Here is a 22,047-nt window from a genome sequence, read left to right on the forward strand (position 1 = left end):
GCGCACTCCTTTGAGGTGGATCAGTGTTTGGCCGGGGCCTGGATGCTCTGGGCCAATTCGACCAGTTGCACAAACTCGCTGCGCAAGCCGAAGGGGTCGTCGCCCCGAGCGGAGCGGGCCAGTGCGGCCGTGTCCTTGAAACTCATGGTGCCAGTGTAGCGGCCATCACCCTTGAGTTGCTGGGCGAAGGCGGCCACGGCGGCAGAAAAACGCAGGTCGTCGCTGGGTTTGCCGCTCTGCTGGTTGCTGATCGGGTGTTCGATCAGTCGGCTGTTGCCGCCTTCCGCTGGTTTGTAGCGTACCCGCAACATCGCCAACTCATCAGTTTTACCCTCAGCCTTGGCCGCCGATGCGTAGCGCAGGGGCTCCAGCCAGCCCTGTTCCCCCTTCGGGACAATTTCATACAACGCGGTCACCGTGTGCCCGGCACCGATTTCTCCGGCGTCGACCTTGTCGTTGTTGAAATCCTCACGTTTCAAGGCGCGGTTTTCATAGCCGAGCAATCGGTATTCGCTGACCTGCGCCGGATTGAATTCCACTTGCAGCTTCACATCCCGGGCCACCACAGCGAGGGTCGAGCTGAGCTGGTCCACCAGCACTTTGCGGGCTTCGCGCAGGTTGTCGATGTAGGCGTAGTTGCCATCACCGGCATCGGCCAGTTGTTCCATCAGGTGTTCGTTGTAGTTATCCACACCAAAGCCGAGGGTTGTCAGGGACACACCGCTTTTGCGCTGGTCGACGGCCATTTGCTTGAGGCTGTCGAAGTCGCTCACGCCTACGTTGAAGTCACCGTCGGTGGCCAACAGGATGCGGTTGATGCCTTTGTCGATAAACCCTTCGCGGGCCATTTGGTAGGCCATTTCGATACCCGAAGCGCCTGCGGTGGAGCCACCGGCGGTGAGTTGGTCGATGGCGTTGCGGATCTTGGTTTTGTCCCGGCCCGAGGTGGGCTTGAGCACCACTCGCGATTCGCCGGCATAGACCACCAGCGACACGCGGTCCTGGTCGCGCAATTGGTCCACCAACAGTTTCAGGGTGCTCTTGACCAGCGGCAGGCCTTCGCGGCGATTCATCGAGCCGGACACGTCTACCAGGAACACCAGGTTAGCCGGTGCCAGGTCCGCCACGGCGCGGTCCGAGGCCTTGATGCCGATGCGCAGCAGTCGGGTGTGGGGGTTCCACGGTGAGGGGGCCACTTCCGTGGTCACACCAAAGGGCGAGCCGTCGGTAGGCAGGGCGTAGTCGTAGGGAAAGTAATTGACCATTTCCTCCAGTCGTACAGCACCCTCGGGCGGCAGGCTGCCTTGGTTGAGGAAACGTCGTACGTTGGCATAGCTGCCGGTGTCGACGTCGACGCTGAAGGTGGAAACCGGCGCTTCGGCCACGCTGCGGATCGGGTTGTCCGGGAGGTTTTGATATTGCTCCCGAGGCTCGGCCTCGTATTGCAGGGCGACGGCGTCGTTCATGACCAACCGCGACGCCATCGGTGCAGGAGCAACCATCCGCTTGACCATGGCCCCCTGAACGCTGGCGGGCTCACTGTGCAGCTCCGCGACAGGTGCCGATTCAGCAGGCTTGGCCACATCACGGGATGAAGAAAGCCCACACCCGGCGAGCGCCACCAGCAGGGTCACGGCAAAGCCTTGGGCGGCAGGACGCAACAGCAGAACAGGACGGGACATGGTCTGAACCTCGTGAGTGAATGATCCGTTCACAAGGTCAGACGCAAGGAGTGGGTGATTCGGGTTAAAGCAACTTAGCGTGAAGGAATATCGCGCAAATCATCGACGATAAAGCGGCTCAACACGCCCGTGTAAAACGGCTCGACGCTGGTGTTGCCGGTATTGCTGACGATCCCGCCGATCGTCTTGTATTGCTGCCATTGGCCAAACAAGCCCGCGGGAACCAGGCTGTCGCGGTCCTTGGCGAAGTGTAATACCTCCGCGCCGGCCTTCTTGACCTTGACCAGGTAGTTGAAATCCACACTGGTCAGGACCGTGTTGTCATCAACGAGCACCGTGGCGATCCCGCCCTTCGAATCCTGGAAATGACGGGCGTAGACGACCTTCACATCCAACAGATAGTCGGCGCTTTCCTTGCTGGTGGCGTAGCGCTTGGCCGTGATCAGGCGATTGACCAGGTCGACACCCAGTTGCTCGCGGACTTTGTCATCAGGCAGGAAGCGTGGGTTCTTGCCCACCACGTCAACGTCGAAGGTATCGAGCCAATAGGTGGCGGTCTTGGGAATGTGAACCGGTGCGGGCGAAATGTAGTAAGCCGGCTTGGAGGCGCAGCCAGCCAGAAAGCTGAATGCCAGGAGTAAAGCAACAACGCGCATGTCTGACTCTTCCCTGAATGATGTCAATTTGACTTCATTTTACGGCGTTGCCGACGCCTTTTCGAGTCCCGCTTCAATTTGAAGCAATAGCCCCAGCGGCCAGCAAGCCAATACCGGTGTACCACCCCCAAAGGAACGGCCTGGCCTGGCGATCCTTTCTGGCATAAACATACACATAACAAGGGATAAACAGGCACAGCAGCGCATGCACCAGCGAGTTTTTTACGGCCACACAAAAAATGGCCAGCTGCATCAAAATCGCCAGGCCCAGTCCAACCATTACCAATGTCATTACCACGGTATTTCTCCTGCGCGGGTGCGTGTGTTACTTCGAGTGGGGCACGACGGCACAGACCAACTTATCGCCAAGGCGACGAAGCTAACCCGCCATCAGGCGTACAACGTCCAAAAGTCCATGCCATCCACAACCCAATATCTTTGCTCTTTCGGGATCAGCTCCGCGAATGATCCAGACGCTTGCCCGTCCCAGTCCGAGGGCACATAGGACTCGTGAAACCTGTCCCAATCAACATGCCGGAACACCTTGCTATCCAGGTCCACATAAAAGCGGGGCAGCCTCATCCGCATTTTTTCGCATTCATCCAGACGAGGCTTCGCGTGGCCAGATAGAACGGCCTCGATATGGTTATGAAATTCGCCAAGGTAGGCAGCGGAGTAACCGTAGGTGAAGAAACTGACCATCCACTCCAGCGAATAAACGTTGACGCTGTTGTTATCCAGATAACGCTGAAAGGTATTCACCTCCAGGACCGGAACGCCCCCTCTGAACTCGGAAACGGCCTGGTCATAGAGGCTACTGTCCATGACGCCACTTTCGACATAGCTCCTGTATTCAGGCCTGACATCGATACAGAAATTTCCCTTGTCGTCTGCCAGGTAGTAGTACTTGCCACCAGCGACAAACACCGCCAAGTCCTTGTGCCCCTCGAAAATATCTTCAAGTAGGCCATCAACATCATCTGCAGAAATCATCAGCGCCTCTTCTGTTGCCACGGAGCCCGGCGGTACCCGTCGATACCTGAGCGACTATCGGATTTGCATTGGCGCCGGGCTCTGGCTCACGCCGCCGGAGCCACAGTCGCCACAGGAATACGCTCATTAGGCGCAGTCACGTCATACACATGCTGCTCACACCCCTTCCCGATAATCACGAACTCCACCAGGTAGACCTTTTGCTTCTCAGGCTTGAAGGTCGAACTCATGGGGCCGCATTCATACACATAGGTTTTGACGAGGCCAACGTAGTTGGCGTTGTAGACCCGTGACTCGCCGATCACTTCAAAGGGCTGCCCCGGGTCAGCCTGCACTTCCAACTGCGGGAAGCGTTTGGCGACGGCGCTGTTGCCCACTTCGTTCATCTTGGCGATCCAGCCGAATACCTTGCCACGGCCGGAATCCACCACCGTCCCGAGGATTTCCGGTCGCTGATCTGCATCGGAACTACGGCGTACGGAGAACTGCACCGGATAGGTAAAACCGGTTGCCTTCATGATGACCTTGGCGTGTTCGGCGTCCACCTCGACCTTTTTCTGCTGCAACTGGACGCCGTCCGTCAGCAGGCTTGGCGAGGAGTTCCTGGCAGTGGAGTGGCAGCCGGCCAAGGCCAGGGCGAGGATTAAGAGTGAGGTCTTTTTCATGGGTTACTTCCTTGAGCACATTTAAAAATCTGGCTCGGGCTACGTGGGAGAACCGCAGCCCGATGCCGTTTTCTATCGGCCGTAATACTTAAAACGCGTACCGCGCCTTGAGCATGACCCCATCGGCATCAAAACCACTGCGGGCCTGGCGGGTGTAGCTGGCACCCACGGTAAAGTCCGACACCTGGTAGTTCACGCCGACACTGGCTTCATAGCTGTCACGCGCCACCGAAGCGCCGGTGACGGTGAACGCAGAACCGCCGAGCACATAGCTGGAGGTTTGTGCGACGCGATCACCCATCAGGTCGTGATACGCCATCAAGGTTGCTTCCGGCTGCAGGCTACCGGCACCCATGGGCAAGTTGCCCGCCAAGCGCACACCAGCGCCCAGCTCGCCCACTTCATAGCGTTGCGACTGGGTGCTCAGCGCGGCCGAGGAGCCCTTCTCGTTGAAACCGTCCATGCGCACGTTGGCGTAACGCGCTGCCACGCGCGGCTCGATCACCACGGCCTGCGACGGCTTGAAGCTGTAGCCGCCGATCACACTGGCAGACAGCACATTGCTGTCGTAACTGCCCTTGGCTGTGGTGCCGGCGATATGGCGTTTGCTGTCGTTGTCGTTATGGCCATAGCTGAGGCTGCCGTCGACAAACCAGTTTTGCAGCGACCAGTTGCCGTACAGCGACAGCGCATGGCCCTCCACGTCGGTCTTGTTGCCGAGGTCGGAATGGATGTTGGAGTTAAGGTAGCTGTACGCCACGCCCAACGTGGTGGTGTCGTTCAAGCGCCCGTCCACACCCACGGCCATGCCGCTGCTGTTGGCCGAGTAGCCGTTGTTGCCGCCACGCCCGTCCTGGTCCATGTTGCTGCTCAGGCCCTGCACCCACACGCCGCCGGTTTGATGGCTTTCGCGCTGGTCGGTGAGGCGGTTGAAGATGGCGCCGTTGACCACGGTCTGGCCCGACAACGCCACGTCCAGGGCGCCGCGATTGACGTCCGGCTTGAGTTGTTCGCTGACCTGAGCAAGCTGCTGTGCTGTGCCGGCGTCAGCCAGGGTTTGGAACACTGGGTCGTTCTGATTGAGTCCGCTTAGTACGTCGTTTTTAAAGGTGTTCACCGCCGTCGCTGACGCAGCGCCGGCGCCCACCGCGGCGAGCTCCTGCTGCACTTGCTGGTTGTCTTTAACCGCCACCACGGCCTTGACCGTTTGCGCGTCGGCCGAGTAGCTCAGCACGTTCAGCAGAGAGGACGAGCTGGCCACAGACAGACCATTGTCTTGCACGCTGGTGGCTTGCAACAGGGTGTACTGAGTGCCGTTGTTGGTGCTGGCGAAGTCGCCCGGTTTGGCGCTCACGGTCAGCTTCGAAGCCTGGGCGAAATTCGCTGCACCGTTGACGGTCAGGTACGGCGTGGTCGGCACTACGCTGTCGGCCAGGTGCATATCAATACCTGCGCCGCTAGCAACGTTGAGGTTGCCAGTGATCGCAGTACCGGGCGCCGACAGGTTCAGCGAGCCCGAGTTGACCGATACCGGCGCGATGATGCGGCTGCCGGTGAAATCGGCCTGGCCTGCGACATTCACCGCGCTCAAGTTGAGCAGGTCGCCGGTGATTTTGCCGCCGGTCCAATTCAGCGTGGCAAGGTTGGCGGCGTCGATGGCGATGCCGGCGTTACTGCGGATTTCGCCGGCTTGCTGGTTGATCTCGAACGCCGAGGTCTGGTCCGCGGCATCTACATGAATGGCTGTGCCATCGGCGCTGATCGTGCCGCGGTTAACGATGCCGCGCGCGCCGGTCGCGCTGTTCTGGGCAAAGGTTGCCCCGGCAAACTCGAAGGCATTGGCGTTGGTGCCCGTGGCCTCGACGGTGCCGGTGTTGAGGATGTAGTCGACCTTACCGTTTAGAAACATCACCGTCTTGGCGTCATTGCCGTTGGCAGAAAGCAGGCCGCTGTTTTCGATGCGCAGAGGGTTGGTGTCGGTTTCCACCTCGATGCCCCAGGCGCCCTCGCCCGTCGCTTTGAGCGTGCCGGCGTTGAGGATTTTGCCGCCGACGGTGGTCCCCAGATTGTTCTGGCGGTCGAGGATCAGGCCGATGGCGTAATCACCGCTCATGTCGATCACACCGGTGTTCGAGACGTCGCCGGCGATGGTGGTGCCATGCAGGTAAATGCCTTCGCCGCCATCCACGTAGGAGGGTGAAGCCGGCGGGCTCAGGGGCAGCGTGGAACGGATGGTGCCGGAGTTGATGACACTTCCACCGATGGTCGTCGCGCCGATCTCAAGCCCCTCGTAACCCCCATTTTTCATAAGAATGTTGCCCGCCTGGACCACGTCCCCGGTGACAGTTCCCGGGCTCAGGTTCTGCGGGCCCGACCAGAACAGCGGGTCCAGGGCAATCGCACGGATGGCGGCGCCCTGGGAATCCAGAGTGATGTCGGCACGGTTGATCAACGAACCCTGGATAGTGGTGTTGGCCACACCCAGTCCGGCAGGGTTGGTGGTGGTCGGCACCACTACTTCGGAGAACGTCCCGTTGATAATCAATGACTCATTAAAGGTCTCGCCGACCCAAATGTTCTTGCCCTGCCCCAGGTCGAATTCCACCGCCAGCGCTTGCGTACTGATTGCGCCGACCATGAGTGCCAACAGGCTTTTCTGGAACTGCTTACGCTTCATTTCAAACTCCATGAACTACATTAAAAGCCGCCAATAGGCCCGGCGGCAGTAGGTGTACTAAGCGAGGGATCAATTGATCCGAATGCATTCCCCCAGGGTGCCTTCCTGAAACGCAGGCGCGCGCCTGTGCACCACAGCGGGCGGTGACAGAAAAGAGGCTTGGGGGGCGAGGTTCACATTAATCCTTAATGTCATTTGAAAACGCTGCAGTCCATGCAGCCCGACCGGTTGCGGGTGGGCGGGGTAAAGACAATGGGATATACAAAATGTTCAAGGTGCTCGGCGGGTTCTATCAAACTGCTCGCGTCAGGATCAGCCACCGCAAGCCACGCGGCGACCTCTCGCTGGTCTACTTGAGCTCCTTCACCAGATAACTCCCGGAGATCTGCGTGATACCCGTCAACGCGCGGCGCAACGCCTCAGGATCAGTGCGATAAGTGAGCGGCGTGTAACCGTAGACATTCTGGCCATTGAACGGCGTGATCGACTCCACCGTGCGCCAGAGCATCTCGTCGCCACGGTCCATGCGCGCCACCACGGTGAGCGTCGGGTAGACCACGCTGCTGAAACCCTGGGTCAGGCGAAAGCCCCACTCGCCTACCGTCAGTTGAATCTGCGCATCGGCCGGCTCGTCGTCACCCACCACTTTGAGCGATGACGTCTTACCCAAGGCATCAATGAAGGCCTGCTTGAGCAACACACCCAAGTCGATATTTTCGGCGTCCATCACCGTGAGGATCGCCGCCGGCGTCGACATCTCGGCCAGTTGCCCCGCCTTCATGCCGGCGGCAAACCCCGCGCCGCTCAAGGCTGCCGTGCCCAGCTTGGACGCGCCGCTGGCCATGCCGACGCCCGCGCCAAGCCCGGCACCCAAGGCCGCACCCCAGGCTTGTTCACGGCCCATGTAGACCATGTTCTTTTCCCACTTTACGGGCAGCACTTTGACCGTCTTGACCTGCGCACGATGCTCGGGCGTGAGGGGCTGGCTGACGCAGCCGCCCAGGATGAGGGTGGAGAGGAGAACCAGGAGAAGGTTTTTCACATCAGTCCTTTAATGTTGGTGGTGGGTGGATGCGTTTAATCAACGCCAGTGTGTCGGCAATGGGGGTGAAGACATGAGGCCTTGTGATTGGGCCAGTACTTTGCTGCCTTGCGTGGGTTTGGGTGCGGGCTTATAGTCCGGGCCGTCGCCCATATGGCGATTCAGGTTTGGCGACCTGACAACAGAGCGCAAAAGCATCCCGCTTCTATGCAGGTGTTTTTGCACCCGCAAAGCTGTGCATGATATGGCGGCTGTGCGCGGGAGACCTCCGGGTCTGCCGGTTTACTCTGTTGCCGGTTCGCCAACCTGCGTACAGCTGCCACCCATTCGTTTGGCGACGAGTGAGTGGTGGCTTAATCCACCAACAGAGTACTGACAATGAATCGATACATGCCCCTCACGGGCCACGACTGCACCGTCCCCGCCCTGCTTATCGACACCCATGCGCCCCTCGATGTCCTCCACGACGCCGCCGTGTACCGGATTCGCGCCGTCACCCAACTGCTGGAAAACCTGGCCTTCCGTGAACAGCTCAGCAGCGATGCTGTGGTGCTTCAAGACTTCGCCCAATTGCTGGCGATTCCGCTGCGAGATGGGTGTGATTTGCTGGATGTCATCAGTCGCAGACTCAATACCGATCCATCCTGAGTAAAAGCCGGGCGGCCTGGGTGCCGCCCCTTTAACTAGGTTAAACAACCTCATTTACCAGGAAGCAAAACTTTTAAAGCATCTTTAGAAACGCACACTATGCGTGCCCACTCTTCTTTTTCCAAATACTCTTTATCAGAAAGATCAGGACCATACTTATCAAAAAGCGCGTCAATAGCTTGAACCACGTCCTCGATGGCTCTAGCTTCCTGATCATTTTTCAAAACTAGCCCTATCCAAGTGTATGCATTTTCAGCGAGCCCTGTATCGTCATATAAAAAATGTATTGTGTAATCAAGTTCATCATAAGCTAAATTCGGCGATGAACGTTCTACCCAGGCACGGTACTGGTAATCTGAGTCCGACAAACCTGCCAGATAGGAAACCAGCTCCTCTCTCATACTCGGAAATTTTAACTCGGAGAGTTCCAAGTTTTCCATTTTTTATACTCACTCTGGGCAAAGGGGACGGATTTATTTAATCGACCTAGCTGGAGTTTTTAAATCTAATATTTAAACAAATCCGTCACTTTTACGTCCTAAATAAATCCTTCCCCTTTACGTTAAAGAGCAACTCTGCCAGCATTAAAACGTGGATTGCCCCCTATTTTCCAAAACGTGTGCAGATAGATAAACACTCAACTTATCAGACAAGCCTATCCGTTCAATATAATCAACAATATATACAGCAGAGCTCTCGTCCGCCTCACATACCGGCTCAGACATTTGCTCTTGTAGCCCTACAATCTTATAGGCCTTATTGGCAAAAAAACCGATCACCAACAATATTAAAATTAAACTATTTTGTTCTACGCTTTCAGATGCAAAATTTCCTTCTGCCAGCGGTCCGCTCTGCATATCATCGGAGTCTAGATAATATGCTAATTCATCAGCACTGAGCCCTCGATCAGACAACCATCGCCAACACTTATCAACTGCCTCCTGACATTTTTTTTGCGTATCACTCGCCGAGTCAAGGTTACGTAGAGCATAATCAAGCAACAGAAGGAAAATTGAGGCTTTCTTTACCCACATCATACTGTCAATGACTTTAAGCGCTTCTTCATTGTCCATTAACTATTCTCCCATCTTTAACTAGGACTGTTAGACGATTTGGCATTGCTGCCCCTCCCTCAGCGGTAACTCTTAGCAGAAGAGTAGGATAGCGCTGACTGAATTGTTTAACCACCCCATTCAGGTCACTATTACCCGTCAAACCTGCACTACACTTATTACAGATACCACTTGCATTAGAAATCTTCACATCCACAACCCGACCATCTAACTGGGCAGCTGTCAAGCCTTGCTTGTCAATTTTGTTAGCCACATTGTTAAACAGATCCTCTTCCGCATGCCGAGTAAATAGCGGGTTGTTATAAGGCGACTTGATCACTCTTGCCTCTCCGTATAGTTCATCTAGGCTTGGCAGCCCAGAATTACGACGCAGTACTGGTGAAAGGCCTTCGATGACGTCTGACTCAAACCCAGGAATGTCTGTTCTAGCGACACCTATCGTGTTCCCATCTGGCAAATTATACTTTGCTCTAGTTACCGCCAAGTCATCTGCGGTAGCGAGTTCAAAAAACTTTTCTTTATCTTTTGCGGCCTGTTGATCAAGTATCGTGTTTGGAGCTTTATCGGTTAAGTCAGCTCCTTTAGGATTGCTTCCAATGCGTTCCAAAGCAGCCTTTTCTGCTTTAACTAATGCCTCCGCTTCTTTTGCATCACGATACGCTCCAGACTCTGGCAAACTGGCTTCAGCTGCTTCACGGCTAGCTTTGAACTCAAGTAGACGTTCCTTCAATGTTATCTTTTCGGCGCTCTCCAGTATCTCTCGCACTCCCAGCTCTTTCACTGCAACTGGGAAGCTGGCTTCTACCGGTCGACCTTTGAACAATAACGCTGACAGAATTTCTAAATCTATATTTCCGTTAGCCTTATCTCCAGAATGGAGGTGGTCTCGCAACGTCGCCCACTGCTCCGACGAAAGATCCGCATCACTGCTGGCGGCGCTAATTTCTCGCAATTTCTTGGTAGCAACTACTTCACCATATTGCTCGACCCATTTATCAGGAACGATACTCGCCCCGCCTTCAGCATTTTTATAGGTCGTTTCGCTGGAAGAGTTAAACAGAAGCGGATCTGCGTATTGCTTTGGCGTCGCGCCAAATGCATAGACTTTCTCTCCATTGGCCACAATGGATGAACCATCTGTCCACGTGAGTAAAACCTTTTCGTTCTGTATTTGAGAAATCACTTTTTGAGCGGTACTCAGGTCCTCTAGCAGTCGCTGACCGATCGGACTGTTTGGATTATATTTGTCCAACGCATCACTCAGCTGCCCAGACGATTGCTTATCAACTTCGCCTGCCGCCACATAGGTGAGTAAATCCCCCCAGGCGAGTCCGGACTGACTTCCCCCTACAGACCCGCTAAGTTTTTTAGCCTCTTCATCAAGACGTTTTCGCTCAAGAGCGTGAAGCTTCCGGTTGTAAGACTGTGCATTCCCAGCGATTTCAGAGCCCATGGCGACATCGCCATTAACACTGGCCGCAGCGAGTAAACCCACCAGCTTAGACGCCGCATTGACCAGTCGATCATGCTCTGCTGGATCACTGCTGCTCAGCAAAGGCGACTTATCCAGCGCCACAATAAGCGCCTCATTAGCACCCGCAGCAATCGCCCCCGTTTTGAAGTCGCCGCCCATTGCTTCCGAAAGCAACCCGCCCACAACGGCGTGCAGTGCTGTTTTACTCAGGCCACTGTCTTGAAGTTTGAAGGCATTGCCAAAATCACCAACGCCTGTGAACGCGGTCGCCTGCAGTACATCGAAAAGGCTGCCTTTCATGGCGTCCTTGAAGCTGCCTTGCCCAAGCGCTTCAGAAAGCGTTCCGCGCACTGCTCCGCCCGCCAATTGGATCGTTCCGAAACGCCCAATAGCGGCCGGGTCGTTCCAGTGAGGCACTACGCTGGGACCGCTCACTTTGTTGGTAACAGGGTCGCTTTGTGCGCCGAACCAATTGCCACTGGCGTAATTTACGAAGCCTGCCGAGGCGCCAGCGATCAGCGCCTGGTTCATGCTATCGCTGCTAAAGGTTTCCTTGAACGCCGCCCCGAGGTTGCCCTTGTTATTGATCGTGCTGACCGCGCCAGTGCTCGCCAAGGAGGTCAAAGAGGCAGTCGCAATGATGTTGCCGAGGCCGGCTGACGTTGCGCCTACTACGGCTCCCGATGCCGAAACAGTTCCGGCTGTCGCCGCAGCCATGGTCGACCCGGCACCCACTGCACTGCCAGCTGACGCAGCAAGCGCACTGGCCGCTCCTGCCGTCAATACAGTGACGACAATGATGATCGCCAGCATTGCCCCCTGGCCTAGGCTGGAATGGCTGTACTTGAAGGAATCATGCAGCTCCTTCACATGCCGCCAATCCACATCCCCACGCTTCTCGGCTTCTTTCAACCAAGCCAACTGGGGATCAGCCTTCACCATCACATCAATCGTCTGGCTAACCGTGTTCTGATCGATCTGCTTGATATCAATCTTCAAACCATCAACGGCCTTAATCGCCAACTGTCCCTGCGCCATCAACTCACTCTGGCGCAGCGTCTCATCGGTATTGCCTTTACCCTTGGCGCTGGTCCACGCCAGGTCGCTCTTACTCTTCTCATGACTCTCTTGATGCAGGTCCTTGACCGCCTCAAAAGTAATCGCGCCGCCACTGGCAATCGTCAGATCGTTGCCACTGCTGAGCTTGGCCCGCTGATACAGCTGGTCGCCGCCACTGGCTAATGTGAGGTTGCCGCCGGTCTTGATCTCGGTGCCGACGTTGGTAACGCGGGTGACTTCATCACGTTTGGTCTTCTTCGCGCCCCAGCCACCGTTCTCCTTCATGTCATACAACGTATGCGTACTGTTCTCAGCCGCCAGCAAATTCAACTTATCCCCGCTATACAGATAAGCCTCATTCCCCGCACTGATCTTGCTCGCCACCAGCGTGGTGTCGCGCCCGGCCTGGCTCGTAAAGTCCCTGCCCGCCGTCAGCACACTGGCCAACTGCGTAGTCTGCTCGTCCGCCGTCTTGATGCGTTTCTTGCCGTCCTTTTCCTTGCCTTCGACGTTGTGCACATCACTGACAGACGCCACGTTGAAATCGCGCCCGGCCTGAATGTTCAGGTCCTTAGCCGCGGTGGCGTTGCTGCCGATGATGTTGACGTCTTGCCCCGCCACCATGCTCAGGTTGCCGCCGGCCGTGACCGTGGCCGCTTGGTTTTTCACGTCGGTGGTGATGGTGGATTTGTGCCCGCCGTCGCTGAAGGCGTGGATCTCGCTGGTGTCGCTGACGGCGATCAGGTTGAGGTCGCGCCCGGCTTTCAGGTCGGCATCGCCGCCGGCGGTGAGTGCGCCGTGGTTGGTGAGGTCGCGGCCAGCGTCGATGGCCAGGTTTTCGCGGGCGGTGATGGTGCCGGCGCTGCTGTCGGTGAGGGTGCGCATGCCGGCGCCCTGGCGCACCTGGATGGCGGTGTTGTCGTTGGTGATGTCGCCCTTCAGGGTGGTGAGGCTGACCTGGGTGCCGCGTATCTCGCCAGCCATGGAATTGCGGATGCTGTCCTGGGCCAGCAGGCTGAGGTTGTTGCCGGCCTCGATCAGGCCGCCGGTGTAGATGTTGCCGCTGCTGGCCACTGAGAGGTTGTTGCTGGCGCGCAGGGTGCCGACGTTGATCAGGTCGCCGCCGGTCATCAGGTTGAGGTCGCGGCCCTGGATCAGGCTGTTGCCGCGCACGTTGCGGGAGTCGGCCTGGGCTAGGTAGAGCACCGGCACGAGCACGGTCTGGCCGTCGACCACGCGGTTTTCCATCCACACGATGTCGTGGGTCAGGGCGCCGACTTGCTGGTCAGTGAGGGATACGCCGACGCTCAGGCGCAAGGCGTCCTTGCTGGCCAGGGCGTTGTCCATCAGGTAGCGGAACTGGTCGTAGTCGCTGGTCAGGCCACCGGCGAGGAAGCGTTGCCCGGTTTGCGCCAGCACGGCATCGCGGATCAGCCGTGACTCGTATTGCCCGTCACCCAGGCGACGCCAGGCGTTGTCGGGGCTGTAGCCGAGCTTGCCGAGCATGTAGTCGGAGCTGAAGAAGCCCGCCACAGTGGTGAGGTTCGGGTTGGTCTCGATCAGGTAGTGGCTGGTGGGGTCGGCGTTTTTGATGAACAGGCCGTAGTCGCCCTTGGGCAACTGGAAGCCGGGCGCGGTGGTGGGGTCGACCGGGGTGAAGGACTCGCCGGTGTAGTCCACGGGTACGTAGCGGCCGTCGGGCGCGATGCTGGTCACCGGCAATACGCTGCTTGGCGCCTGGGCGGTGGCGTCGTTGACGTGCTTGCTCAGGTTGATGTTGATGCCGCCGACGGGGATGCCGGTCTGGTCGTCACCGAGGGTGCCGGTCAGTTGCTCCAGGGTGTTGGTGTGCAACGTGCCATTTTGCAGGGTGCGCGCAACGTTGAGGTTGACCGCGCCACCGGCCTGTATCGTCGCGGTGTAGCCCGGGCCGCCGTTGTCGGTCCAGGTGGTGACGTTGCTTTGTTCGGAGAAACGCCAGTCGCTCGACCGGGCCTTGAGCACCTCAAAGCGTGCTTCATCGAAATTACCCGCTGCCACCGCTGCGTTGAAGGCGGGTACGTCGATGTATTCCATCCGGTCCCACTCATCGGTGTCGATGCGCTGCGGGGTGCCGATGACGATGGTGTTCTGCCCGGTGCGAGTCGCGGCGCCCTGGTTGAGCAGGTCGTTGGCGGTGATGCTCAGGTTGCCATTCGCCGCCAGCAGGCTATAGCGGTTCTGGACGTTGTCGCCCTGGATCAGCAGGTCTTTGCCCGCCACCAGGCGCGCAGAGGCCGAGTCCTTGATCGCGGATTCAAGGTAGGTCTGGTTGATGGTGATTTGACCGCGCTTGAACGAGTCGTGCCCGCCGCAGTGCTGGCCGCACTGCCAATTGAGGCTGCCGGTGGTGACGGTCTGGCCCAACTCGAATTCAGCCTTGGCGTTTTCCACATTCCGCGCACTGATGCCGATATTGCCTTCGCTTTCAACCGTACCGGAAAGGTTGCTGAAGCCCGCCGCCATGCCGCCATCGAGCGCCGCGAAACTCAGGTTGCCCTTGCTGTAGACGTCGCCGTACAGGTTGCTGAAGCTGTTCCCGCGCAGGGTCAGATCACCGCCGCTGAACAGCAGCGTGTCCGCGCTATTGCTGATGCCATTGCTGGCGTTGAGGTTGACGTTGCCTTGTGAACCGAGGGTGCCGCGGTTGTTGATCTGTGCGGCGGCAATGTCGAGTTGCTGGCGTGCGGTGAGGTAGCCGAGGTTATCCAGCGTACCGCCCAGGGTGATGCGGGTGGTGGTGCCGCCGGCCAAACGCCCGCCGTTCTGGCTGAGGTTGTTGGCGACCACGCTCAGTTTTTGCTGGGCCGAAAGGCGGCCACTGTTGGTCATGTCGCCGGTCAGGTTGACAGTCAGGTCACCGTCGCTGAGCAACTCGCCCGCGTTATCCAGGCTGGCGACATCCAGGGTCAGCCCCTTGGCGCTGGCCAGGCGGTCGCCGGCCTTGAGGCTCAGGCCCTGGGTGCTGGTGTAGTGCAAGGCTTCATTGAGTTGCACACGGCCGAGGCCATCGACCCGGCCGAACGACCAGTCGGCGGTGCCCAGGCCATTGATGCTGCCCTGGCTGCCGCTGAGGCTGCTGGTATTGAGGCTGAACACGCCGGTGCCAGCGTGCTGCAGTTGCCCGGCCTGGTTATTCAGATGCCCGGCGCTGAGGCTGAAGGCCTGGCTGCCGAATTCAAGAATGCCGTTCTGGTTATTCAGTTGGTCGGTGACCGTCAGCGTGCTGCTGGCGCCTTCCATCGCCCGCAGTTGGCCGCCCGCGCTGTTGTCGAGGTTGCCGCCATTGAAGGTCAGGCCCTGGTTGGACTCAATCAGGCCGCCTTGGTTGGTCAGTTGGGTACGCGAGGTCAGGCTGAGCTGATTGCCGCTGATCTGGCCGTTGGCGCTGTTGTCCAGGGTGGCGCCGGAGACGGTGACGTGCTCCTTGCCGAACAGTTTGCCGCCCCGGTTGGTCAAGGCCTCGACCGTCAGTTGCAGGTCGCTCTTCAAGGCGGTCAACGCGCCGGCCTTGGTACCGTCTTGGCTGTTGTCGACGCTGTCGGCTGTCACCGTCAAGCTGTCGCCTTGCACGGTGCCGCCCTGGTTGTTCAAGGTGCCCAGCGTCAGGTCGACCGCCGCACCACCGCTGAGGATCATGCCCTGGCGATTGCTCAGGTCCTGGCCGCGGTAGCTCACGCCCTGATTGCCGGCCAGGAGTTGGCCCTGGTCGTTGTCGAGGGTTTGCGCCGCGATATCCAGGCGCTTGCCCCGCAAGGTGCCGCCCTGGTTGTCGAGGGTGGTCAAGGCCTTGACCAGCACACTGCGTTCGGCGGCGTCGATCACGCCGTTGGTGTTGGTCAGCAGGTTGCTGATGTTGAGGGTGATGTCGCCGTCATTGCTGACCAGCGCGCCCTTGCTGCTGTTGTCGAGGTCTTGCGCGGTGACAGTGAGGGCCTTGCCCAGCAGGATCCCGGCGCTGTTGCCCAGGCGCTTGCCGGTCAGCAGCAGGTCACCCTCACTTTGAATACGGCCCTGGGTGTTGAGCAATTGGTCGTTCAGCACCACGCTCACACCCGGCACACCACCGGCCAGCAACCCGGCACTGCGGTTGTCGAGGCTGCCGGCGCGCACGTCCAGTTGGTCACCGACGATACGCCCGGCGCGGTTGTCGATCTGCCCGCTTCGCGCATCCAGCAGTAACTGCTTGCCGATGATGGCACCGCCCTGGTTATCCAGGCTCGCGGCGTGCAGTTCGATGTCGCCCTGGGCGGCCTGCAAGTGACCTTTGGCGTTGTTCAGCTGTTGGGCGACGGTCAAGGTCAACTTGCCGGCATCCGCGCTGAGTACACCTGCGTCGTTGTTGCTGAGGCTGCCGACGGTAGCGGTGAGTTGCCCACCCACCAGCTTGCCGTCCTGGTTGGCGACGTCACCGGCGCGCAGGTTCAAGTCAGTGCCAGCCTGGGCATGACCCTGGCTGTTGTTGAAGGTGTTGGTGACGGTGAGGTTGAGCGCGCCTTTCTCGGCACTGATCAAGCCCTTGGCACTGTTGTCGAGGCGGGCGGCGTTGACCGTCACGGCGTCGGCAACCAGGAAACCGTTCTGGTTGTTGATTGTGTCCGCTGTTACACCGAGGTTGCCCGCGACAATCTGCCCGCCGGTGTTATTCAGCGTGCCGCTGTTGAGCGTCAAGCTGCCGCCCGCGACCTGGATATGGCCCTGGCGGTTATCCAGCGAATCGGTTTTCAGCGTTGCCGCCTGATCGGCACCGAAGCGAATCAGCCCGCCGAGGTTGACGATGGCCGGCGCGTTGATCGCCAGCGCTTGCTCGCCATACACCCGCGCGGTGGCGCCCTGGTTGGTCAGTCTGGCACTGTTCAGCGTGACGGTTTTACCCTGGATCACTGCGCCCTGGTTGTTCAGTTCCCGGGTGGCCGTGGCGCTCAGCGAGCGGCTGGCCAGGACGTTGCCGCTGGTGTTCAGGGTTTGCGTATTCACCACCACATCGCCGGTGGCATTGCGGCTGTTATCGGCCTGCACGCCTGCTTCGATGATGCCCGGGTTGGTGACGGTGGTGGCTTTGAGTTCGATGCGTTGGCCAGCGGCCAGGCTCTTTTGGTTGACCAGTTCTTCAGCACTGCTCACCTGCACATTGCCGGCGGCGTAGACCTTGTCGGTCAGGTTCACGTTCTGCGCGGTGACCTTGAGGTTACCGGTGGTCGCCGTCTGCGCCATGCTCAGGCGCCCATTGGCATCCAACTGGATATCCCCACCACTGGCGGCCAAGGTACCGTCGAGCTTCACGCCCACGCCGGCCTCGGTGCCCACCAGTTTGATCGCACCGGCGTACATGCCACCCAATGCCGAGGAATCGATGGCCAGCTCTGGCTTTGCGCTGCCGTCATCGGCGCGCGCGGTGGCTTTCAGGCTGTTGGCATCGACGTCGTTACGCCCGGCAATGACGGTCAATTCCCGTGCATTGATCTGCGCATTGATCTTGGCCGAACGGGTGATGATTTCGAAGCGGTCGACGTTGCTGGCATTCAAGCCTTCGCCGTCGATGGTCACGGCGCCACCGTCAACCTGGTAGCGCTGCAACTGGCCGCTGGCGTCGAGCACCGGTTTGCCGGTGGTGAGGGTTACGTTGGGGGTGTTGATAAAGCCGCAACCGCTGCACGTAACACCGTACGGGTTGGCGACGATGACTTTGGCCGACTGGCCCGCCACTTCGGTGTAGCCGCGCAATTGGCTGGGGCTGCCGCCGTTGACTTCGTTGAGGATGACGCTGGCCGCGCCGCCCTTGAGGTTGGGGTTGCCGACGATGTAGCCACCCAGCTGGGTGTTCGTCACGGGGCCGTTGGCGTTGTTGAGGATCACGCCGTTGGGGCCGACGTTGTAGTCCTTGAATTGGTTATGGGACAAGCCACTGCCATTGGGGGTGGCGATGTTCACCACCGGTACGCCATTGCCGGCCTGGCCGACGGTGGTGCCCGGCGCGCTGACCACAATGCCTTCGGCCTGGGCCAGCAGTGGCTGCCAGAACAGCGCGTTGGCCAGGATCAGCACCAGGCCGCGCTTGGGCAGGCCGAAGAACGAGTCTCGCGGTTTCAGCGCAGCAGAAGGTTGGCGGGCCAGGAAGGCAAAGTGGCGAACATCCATTGTCATATTCTCGATGTAACGGGGCGTTGAATTACAGGAAGAAATCCATGCGGAAGTAGATCGGCGCTTCGCGCTCGCTCATCACTGCCGGGCGTTCCAGGGAATGGGCAAAGGTCACGCTGGTGCTGACGTATTTGCCACGGGCGAACAACTCCAACGAGTTGCTCGAGACCCGGCCATGCACTTCACCGTTGTAGCGGTCGTTGCTGATCACACCCTGGTCGTAGCCGACGCTGGCGCCGTATTCGGCAAAGGCCGGGCGCATCCAGTCCCAGGTCACCGGGCGCGCCCAGCGCACGTCGTTGCGCCAGTAGCCGCCGCTGTCGCCGGTGAGCTGCTGGTCTTTGAAACCGCGCACCGAGGCCGAGCCGCCGAGGCTCATGCGCTGGGGGCTGAACAGGATGTCTTCACTGCGTTGGCCGGTGGCCAGGCTGGAAAAACTGAACGACTCGCCCCACAGCGTGAACGGCTGCAAGTAGCTGACGGTGGCGGTGTATTTACGGTAGCGCGCGTTGGGCAGGCGATTGCCGTACTGATCGCGCTCGTTTTCAGCTTGGGCATCGAAGGCGCCGATACCGTTCTGCATGCCCAGGTCGAGGTTGACGAAGGCATTGCCGATGCGGCGGCCGTGGTTGATGCCCAGTTGCAGTTCGCTGAGGCGGTTGCTGCTGGTTTCGAGGTGGGCGTCGTTGATGTAGTTGTTGGTGCGCAAATGGGCCAGGCCGACGTTGACCGAGGTCTTGCTGACGTCGTCGCGATGGATCACGCGCTCGGCGCGCAACTGGTGGTTTTCGTTGTCGCCAGATTGCTTGAACTTGAAGGTGTCGGCGTAACCCAGAGCGCGGTAATCACTCTCGCTGTAGGTGTAGCTGAAGTTCCACCAGCCCCACGGCACGTTGTAATACAGCATGGTGTTTTTCGAGGTTTTCTGGTGGTCGCTGACGGCATCGTGGCCGCCGCGCAACACAAGCTGGTCGGCCAGGCCCAGGGGGCTGTCCCACTCAAGGCCGGCGCCCCACTGCTGTTCGCCGGTGCTTTTCTGCCCGTCGTTATTGCGCGACAGGCTGGCGCGCCAGGGCTTTTGCGGGACGTTCTTGACCTGTACTTCACTGCCGCCCACCTGGCTGCCGGGGGTCAGTTCCATTTGTGCCTGCTTGGACGGCAAGCGATTCAACTGGTCCACCAACTGCTCGATTTCCCGCAGGTTGAGCTGCTCGCCAACCTTGCCGGGAAAGGCCATGGCCAACTCGCGTTGGGACAGGTTGCTGCCGTCGGCGCCCTTCAAGCCTTCGAGTTTGCCTTCCACCACCAACACCTGGAGGTGGCCGGTGGACAGGTCCTGCTGCGGCAAGTAAGCACGGCTGGTGACCATGCCTTTGTCGATGTAGTAGTCGGTGATCGCCTTGAGCACTTGATTGAGCTGGGACACGCCCAGGCACTGGCCGATATATGGCTTGAGCAGGCGCTCGCGGTCCGGTGCAGGCAGGCTGTCGGCGCCCTTGAGTTCGATGTCTTTGATCGGGAAGCAACGGGTGTCAGCCGGGGTGGCAGGCGCTTCGGGCTTGGCTTCTTTGCCGGGCAGTTCCTTGAGGTCTTCAAGGCGCCGGCGCTGTTCTTCCAGCAGACGGTTTTGCCGATCACGGATCAGGTCCTGATCGCCAGGCGTGGGCGCAGCCGTCGCACTATTGAGTGCGAAGCAAGTCAGCAGGCAAACGCCCAGCAGCAGCCGAGTCCGTGGCAATAATAAAGACATGTTCGATCCGTCGAAAAAGCGGGGGCCGGCAAACTAACATCGAACTTCCGGTGGGCCAACATTCTGGCTTTATTGGAAGTTATATTTCGCAGGCCTATAAGTTGCTGATTATTAACAATAAATAAATCAAGCAACGCTTAAGTGCTTGCAATTGGAATTTTTATTCCGACAAGCGGTAACAGTTTTGATACAACTCCAACTATGGCGCTTACAATTGCCATTATTTGGCCATCAATCTGGTATCCAGACTGGTTAGTAGCCAAAAGATGGGAAAAGTTCGCAGTTATTTTGTGAATTGCATCCCATTTTTCGGCATCCCGGTTAACCAACCTCCTTGGTCCGCTCCTGCCCCGCTACCAACTTCAACCCTGGCCGCTCCACATGCCGGGACACATGGGCTGTCACTTCCTGCACGCCCCCTTCGTGGTCGTTATGAATCACCAGCACACCCGGGCGGCGCAGTTGCTCCAGGTCACCTTCCCCCAGGCTGAAGCTGTCGCTCAAACGCTGGTCGCTCAGGGCCTTGGCCGCCGAACGGCGCTGGGCAAACCGCTTGCCGCGTTGCTGCTGGTAACGCGCCCAACCGATCAGCACCACCGCGTTGAACACGGCGATCCACAGGTAGATCTGCAAGGTGTCCAGCGCCGCAAAAATCGGCGCTTCGATCCGCGGGCCGCCGTGGCTGTCGAGCATCGGCACCATGCCGCGCACCAGCAGGAGGATCAGCCCGGCCCAGGCCAGCAGGGTCAGGAATACGTCGATCGCCCACATCACCGGGCGCTGTTGGGTTCGGATCAGGTTCATGGCTGCACATCCGTAGTGGGGGCTTTGATACCGCGATCCGGGCTGACCCAGCGCGCGCGTTTCTGGTGTTGGCGGAACAACACTTTGGGGAAGCTGACCAGGGTGGTGAACAGGCTCACCAACCAGAACACCAGCGGGTACCAGACGGTCCAGAACAGGGTTTTCCACAGGCCCTTTTCATAGCGCCGGTCGATCATGATGCTCACCGCGAACTGCACCAGGCACACCACCGCCAACAGCAAGCCGGTGAAGGCCGGCGGCATCAGCGAGTCAACGGCGATGGCGGCGGGCAGCGTCACGACTTTGCCCACGGCCCAAAAGATCACCGAAAGCAAAAAGGTGAAGGCCCAGCCGGTGGACAGGCAGTACTCGAACAGCAGCGGCCACAGGTAGCGATGGCGCCATTGCCAGATGCCCCGGATGTTCTTGAACAGCACTTCGGCGCCGCCCTGGGCCCAGCGCAGGCGCTGCTTCCACAGGCCGCCGAGGGTTTCCGGCATCAGGATCCAGCACAGCGCGCGGGGCTCGTAGAAGATGCTCCAGTGGTCCAGTTGCAGCTTCCAGCTCACGTCAATGTCTTCGGTGATCATGTCGGTGCTCCAGTAGTCGACCCGGTCCAGGGCCGCCCGCCGAAACGCCACCACCACGCCGGAGACGGTGAAGATCCGCCCGAAGACCCGCTGGGTGCGCTTGATCAAGCCGATGATCGAAGAGAACTCGCCCACCTGCACCCGGCCGATCAAGGTGGAGCGCGTGCGAATCCGCGGGTTGCCGGTGACGGCACCGAGGCGCGGGTTGTCGAGCATCGGCGCCACCAGGTACGCCGCCGTGTTCGGCGAGAGCAATGCATCGCCGTCGATGCACACCAGGTATTCGCTGCGCGCGGCTACCGCACCCATGCGCAAGGCCACGGCCTTGCCCTGGTTTTGCGCAAGGTGCAGCACCCGCAGACGCGGTTCTTTCAGCGCCAGCGCATCGAGCACGGCGGCGGTGTTGTCGCTGGAGCCGTCGTTGATCGCGATCACTTCAATGTTGCGGTACTGCTGGGCCAACGCGGCGCCGATGGTTTCGGCGGCGTTGTCGCCTTCGTTGTAGCAAGGGATCAGGATCGAGATCAGTGGCTCACCGGCCAGCACCGGCGCCGGCGTGTCATCCGCCCACGGCCAATGGCGCTCCCAGTGCAGCCAGAAGTACAGGCCGCCAGCGATCCACAAGCCGGACATGAACAGCGGATAGAAGAATACGAAGTCCATCAGGAACTGCCCGGTGACCAAAAAGATCAGCCCAAGGGGCACACCCAATACCAATGACAAGACGATAAGCGCGAGGATTCTGTCGAACATG

Annotated in this window: 14 protein-coding genes; 1 reads left to right on the forward strand and 13 read right to left on the reverse strand. The window is 59.2% G+C overall.

The features are described from left to right. Nucleotides 1-20: 20 nt before the first annotated feature. From JFU58_RS31840 to JFU58_RS31870, 7 genes are all read right to left on the reverse strand, one after another. Nucleotides 21-1,682, reverse strand: a complete 1,662-nt coding sequence (locus JFU58_RS31840) for a vWA domain-containing protein (RefSeq protein WP_201143093.1) — start codon at nt 1,680-1,682, stop codon at nt 21-23. A 74-nt stretch (nt 1,683-1,756) separates the two neighbouring features. Then, nucleotides 1,757-2,338: a hypothetical protein gene (locus JFU58_RS31845; RefSeq protein ID WP_177069512.1), complete on the reverse strand. Its 582-nt coding sequence runs from the start codon at nt 2,336-2,338 to the stop codon at nt 1,757-1,759. A gap of 73 nt (nt 2,339-2,411) precedes the next feature. Further along, nucleotides 2,412-2,630 (reverse strand): hypothetical protein, encoded by a 219-nt coding sequence (locus tag JFU58_RS31850; RefSeq protein ID WP_207198617.1) that lies wholly within the window; start codon nt 2,628-2,630, stop codon nt 2,412-2,414. Nucleotides 2,631-2,728: 98 nt separating this feature from the next. Then, the gene (locus JFU58_RS31855; RefSeq protein ID WP_093203056.1) at nt 2,729-3,331 is read right to left on the reverse strand and encodes a hypothetical protein; all 603 of its coding nucleotides are present in this window, start codon (nt 3,329-3,331) and stop codon (nt 2,729-2,731) included. An 86-nt stretch (nt 3,332-3,417) separates the two neighbouring features. Beyond that, entirely contained in the window at nt 3,418-3,996 is a 579-nt protein-coding gene (locus JFU58_RS31860) for a hypothetical protein (RefSeq protein ID WP_201143094.1), read from the reverse strand. 88 nt (nt 3,997-4,084) lie between these two features. Continuing rightward, the gene (locus tag JFU58_RS31865) at nt 4,085-6,673 is read right to left on the reverse strand and encodes an autotransporter family protein (RefSeq protein WP_201143095.1); all 2,589 of its coding nucleotides are present in this window, start codon (nt 6,671-6,673) and stop codon (nt 4,085-4,087) included. 349 nt (nt 6,674-7,022) lie between these two features. Then, nucleotides 7,023-7,715, reverse strand: a complete 693-nt coding sequence (locus JFU58_RS31870) for a hypothetical protein (RefSeq protein WP_003218168.1) — start codon at nt 7,713-7,715, stop codon at nt 7,023-7,025. Nucleotides 7,716-8,105: 390 nt separating this feature from the next. Between JFU58_RS31870 and JFU58_RS31875 the strand changes: the two genes are divergently transcribed. Then, nucleotides 8,106-8,363 carry a hypothetical protein gene (locus JFU58_RS31875; protein WP_017478047.1) on the forward strand — a complete coding sequence of 86 codons (258 nt, stop codon included), beginning with the start codon at nt 8,106-8,108 and terminating at the stop codon, nt 8,361-8,363. A 50-nt stretch (nt 8,364-8,413) separates the two neighbouring features. Here JFU58_RS31875 and JFU58_RS31880 read toward each other — a convergent pair whose 3' ends face one another. The 6 genes from JFU58_RS31880 to pgaC all read right to left on the reverse strand — a co-directional run bounded on the left by JFU58_RS31880 (nt 8,414) and on the right by pgaC (nt 22,046). After that, a complete protein-coding gene (locus tag JFU58_RS31880) occupies nt 8,414-8,803 on the reverse strand; it encodes an SCO4402 family protein (protein ID WP_177045654.1) in 390 nt (129 codons plus the stop codon). Nucleotides 8,804-8,947: 144 nt separating this feature from the next. Further along, complete coding sequence (locus JFU58_RS31885; protein WP_003218174.1) at nt 8,948-9,436, reverse strand: Imm6 family immunity protein; 489 nt, start codon at nt 9,434-9,436, stop codon at nt 8,948-8,950. Beyond that, nucleotides 9,426-18,146, reverse strand: a complete 8,721-nt coding sequence (locus JFU58_RS31890; protein WP_242488354.1) for a two-partner secretion domain-containing protein — start codon at nt 18,144-18,146, stop codon at nt 9,426-9,428. The genes JFU58_RS31885 and JFU58_RS31890 overlap by 11 nt, the downstream gene beginning before the upstream one ends. A gap of 31 nt (nt 18,147-18,177) precedes the next feature. Continuing rightward, nucleotides 18,178-19,899 (reverse strand): ShlB/FhaC/HecB family hemolysin secretion/activation protein, encoded by a 1,722-nt coding sequence (locus tag JFU58_RS31895; RefSeq protein WP_242488355.1) that lies wholly within the window; start codon nt 19,897-19,899, stop codon nt 18,178-18,180. A gap of 321 nt (nt 19,900-20,220) precedes the next feature. Continuing rightward, nucleotides 20,221-20,703 (reverse strand): poly-beta-1,6-N-acetyl-D-glucosamine biosynthesis protein PgaD, encoded by a 483-nt coding sequence (gene pgaD, locus JFU58_RS31900; protein ID WP_063033652.1) that lies wholly within the window; start codon nt 20,701-20,703, stop codon nt 20,221-20,223. Continuing rightward, a complete protein-coding gene (gene pgaC, locus JFU58_RS31905) occupies nt 20,700-22,046 on the reverse strand; it encodes a poly-beta-1,6-N-acetyl-D-glucosamine synthase (RefSeq protein ID WP_003218180.1) in 1,347 nt (448 codons plus the stop codon). Before pgaC ends, pgaD begins: the two co-directional genes overlap by 4 nt. Nucleotide 22,047 lies beyond the last annotated feature (1 nt).

Source organism: Pseudomonas sp. TH34 (genome assembly GCF_016650865.1).
In the GTDB taxonomy this organism is placed as follows: domain Bacteria; phylum Pseudomonadota; class Gammaproteobacteria; order Pseudomonadales; family Pseudomonadaceae; genus Aquipseudomonas; species Aquipseudomonas yamanorum.

What these genes read in the sequence shown, in the direction of transcription:
- JFU58_RS31840 (WP_201143093.1), bottom strand. Translation starts at nt 1,682, where the DNA reads ATGTCCCGTCCTGTTCTGCTGTTGCGTCCTGCCGCCCAAGGCTTTGCC.
- JFU58_RS31845 (WP_177069512.1), bottom strand. Translation starts at nt 2,338, where the DNA reads ATGCGCGTTGTTGCTTTACTCCTGGCATTCAGCTTTCTGGCTGGCTGC.
- JFU58_RS31850 (WP_207198617.1), bottom strand. Translation starts at nt 2,630, where the DNA reads ATGACATTGGTAATGGTTGGACTGGGCCTGGCGATTTTGATGCAGCTG.
- JFU58_RS31855 (WP_093203056.1), bottom strand. Translation starts at nt 3,331, where the DNA reads ATGATTTCTGCAGATGATGTTGATGGCCTACTTGAAGATATTTTCGAG.
- JFU58_RS31860 (WP_201143094.1), bottom strand. Translation starts at nt 3,996, where the DNA reads ATGAAAAAGACCTCACTCTTAATCCTCGCCCTGGCCTTGGCCGGCTGC.
- JFU58_RS31865 (WP_201143095.1), bottom strand. Translation starts at nt 6,673, where the DNA reads ATGAAGCGTAAGCAGTTCCAGAAAAGCCTGTTGGCACTCATGGTCGGC.
- JFU58_RS31875 (WP_017478047.1), top strand. Translation starts at nt 8,106, where the DNA reads ATGCCCCTCACGGGCCACGACTGCACCGTCCCCGCCCTGCTTATCGAC.
- JFU58_RS31880 (WP_177045654.1), bottom strand. Translation starts at nt 8,803, where the DNA reads ATGGAAAACTTGGAACTCTCCGAGTTAAAATTTCCGAGTATGAGAGAG.
- JFU58_RS31885 (WP_003218174.1), bottom strand. Translation starts at nt 9,436, where the DNA reads ATGGACAATGAAGAAGCGCTTAAAGTCATTGACAGTATGATGTGGGTA.
- JFU58_RS31890 (WP_242488354.1), bottom strand. Translation starts at nt 18,146, where the DNA reads ATGGATGTTCGCCACTTTGCCTTCCTGGCCCGCCAACCTTCTGCTGCG.
- JFU58_RS31895 (WP_242488355.1), bottom strand. Translation starts at nt 19,899, where the DNA reads ATGTCTTTATTATTGCCACGGACTCGGCTGCTGCTGGGCGTTTGCCTG.
- pgaD (WP_063033652.1), bottom strand. Translation starts at nt 20,703, where the DNA reads ATGAACCTGATCCGAACCCAACAGCGCCCGGTGATGTGGGCGATCGAC.
- pgaC (WP_003218180.1), bottom strand. Translation starts at nt 22,046, where the DNA reads ATGTTCGACAGAATCCTCGCGCTTATCGTCTTGTCATTGGTATTGGGT.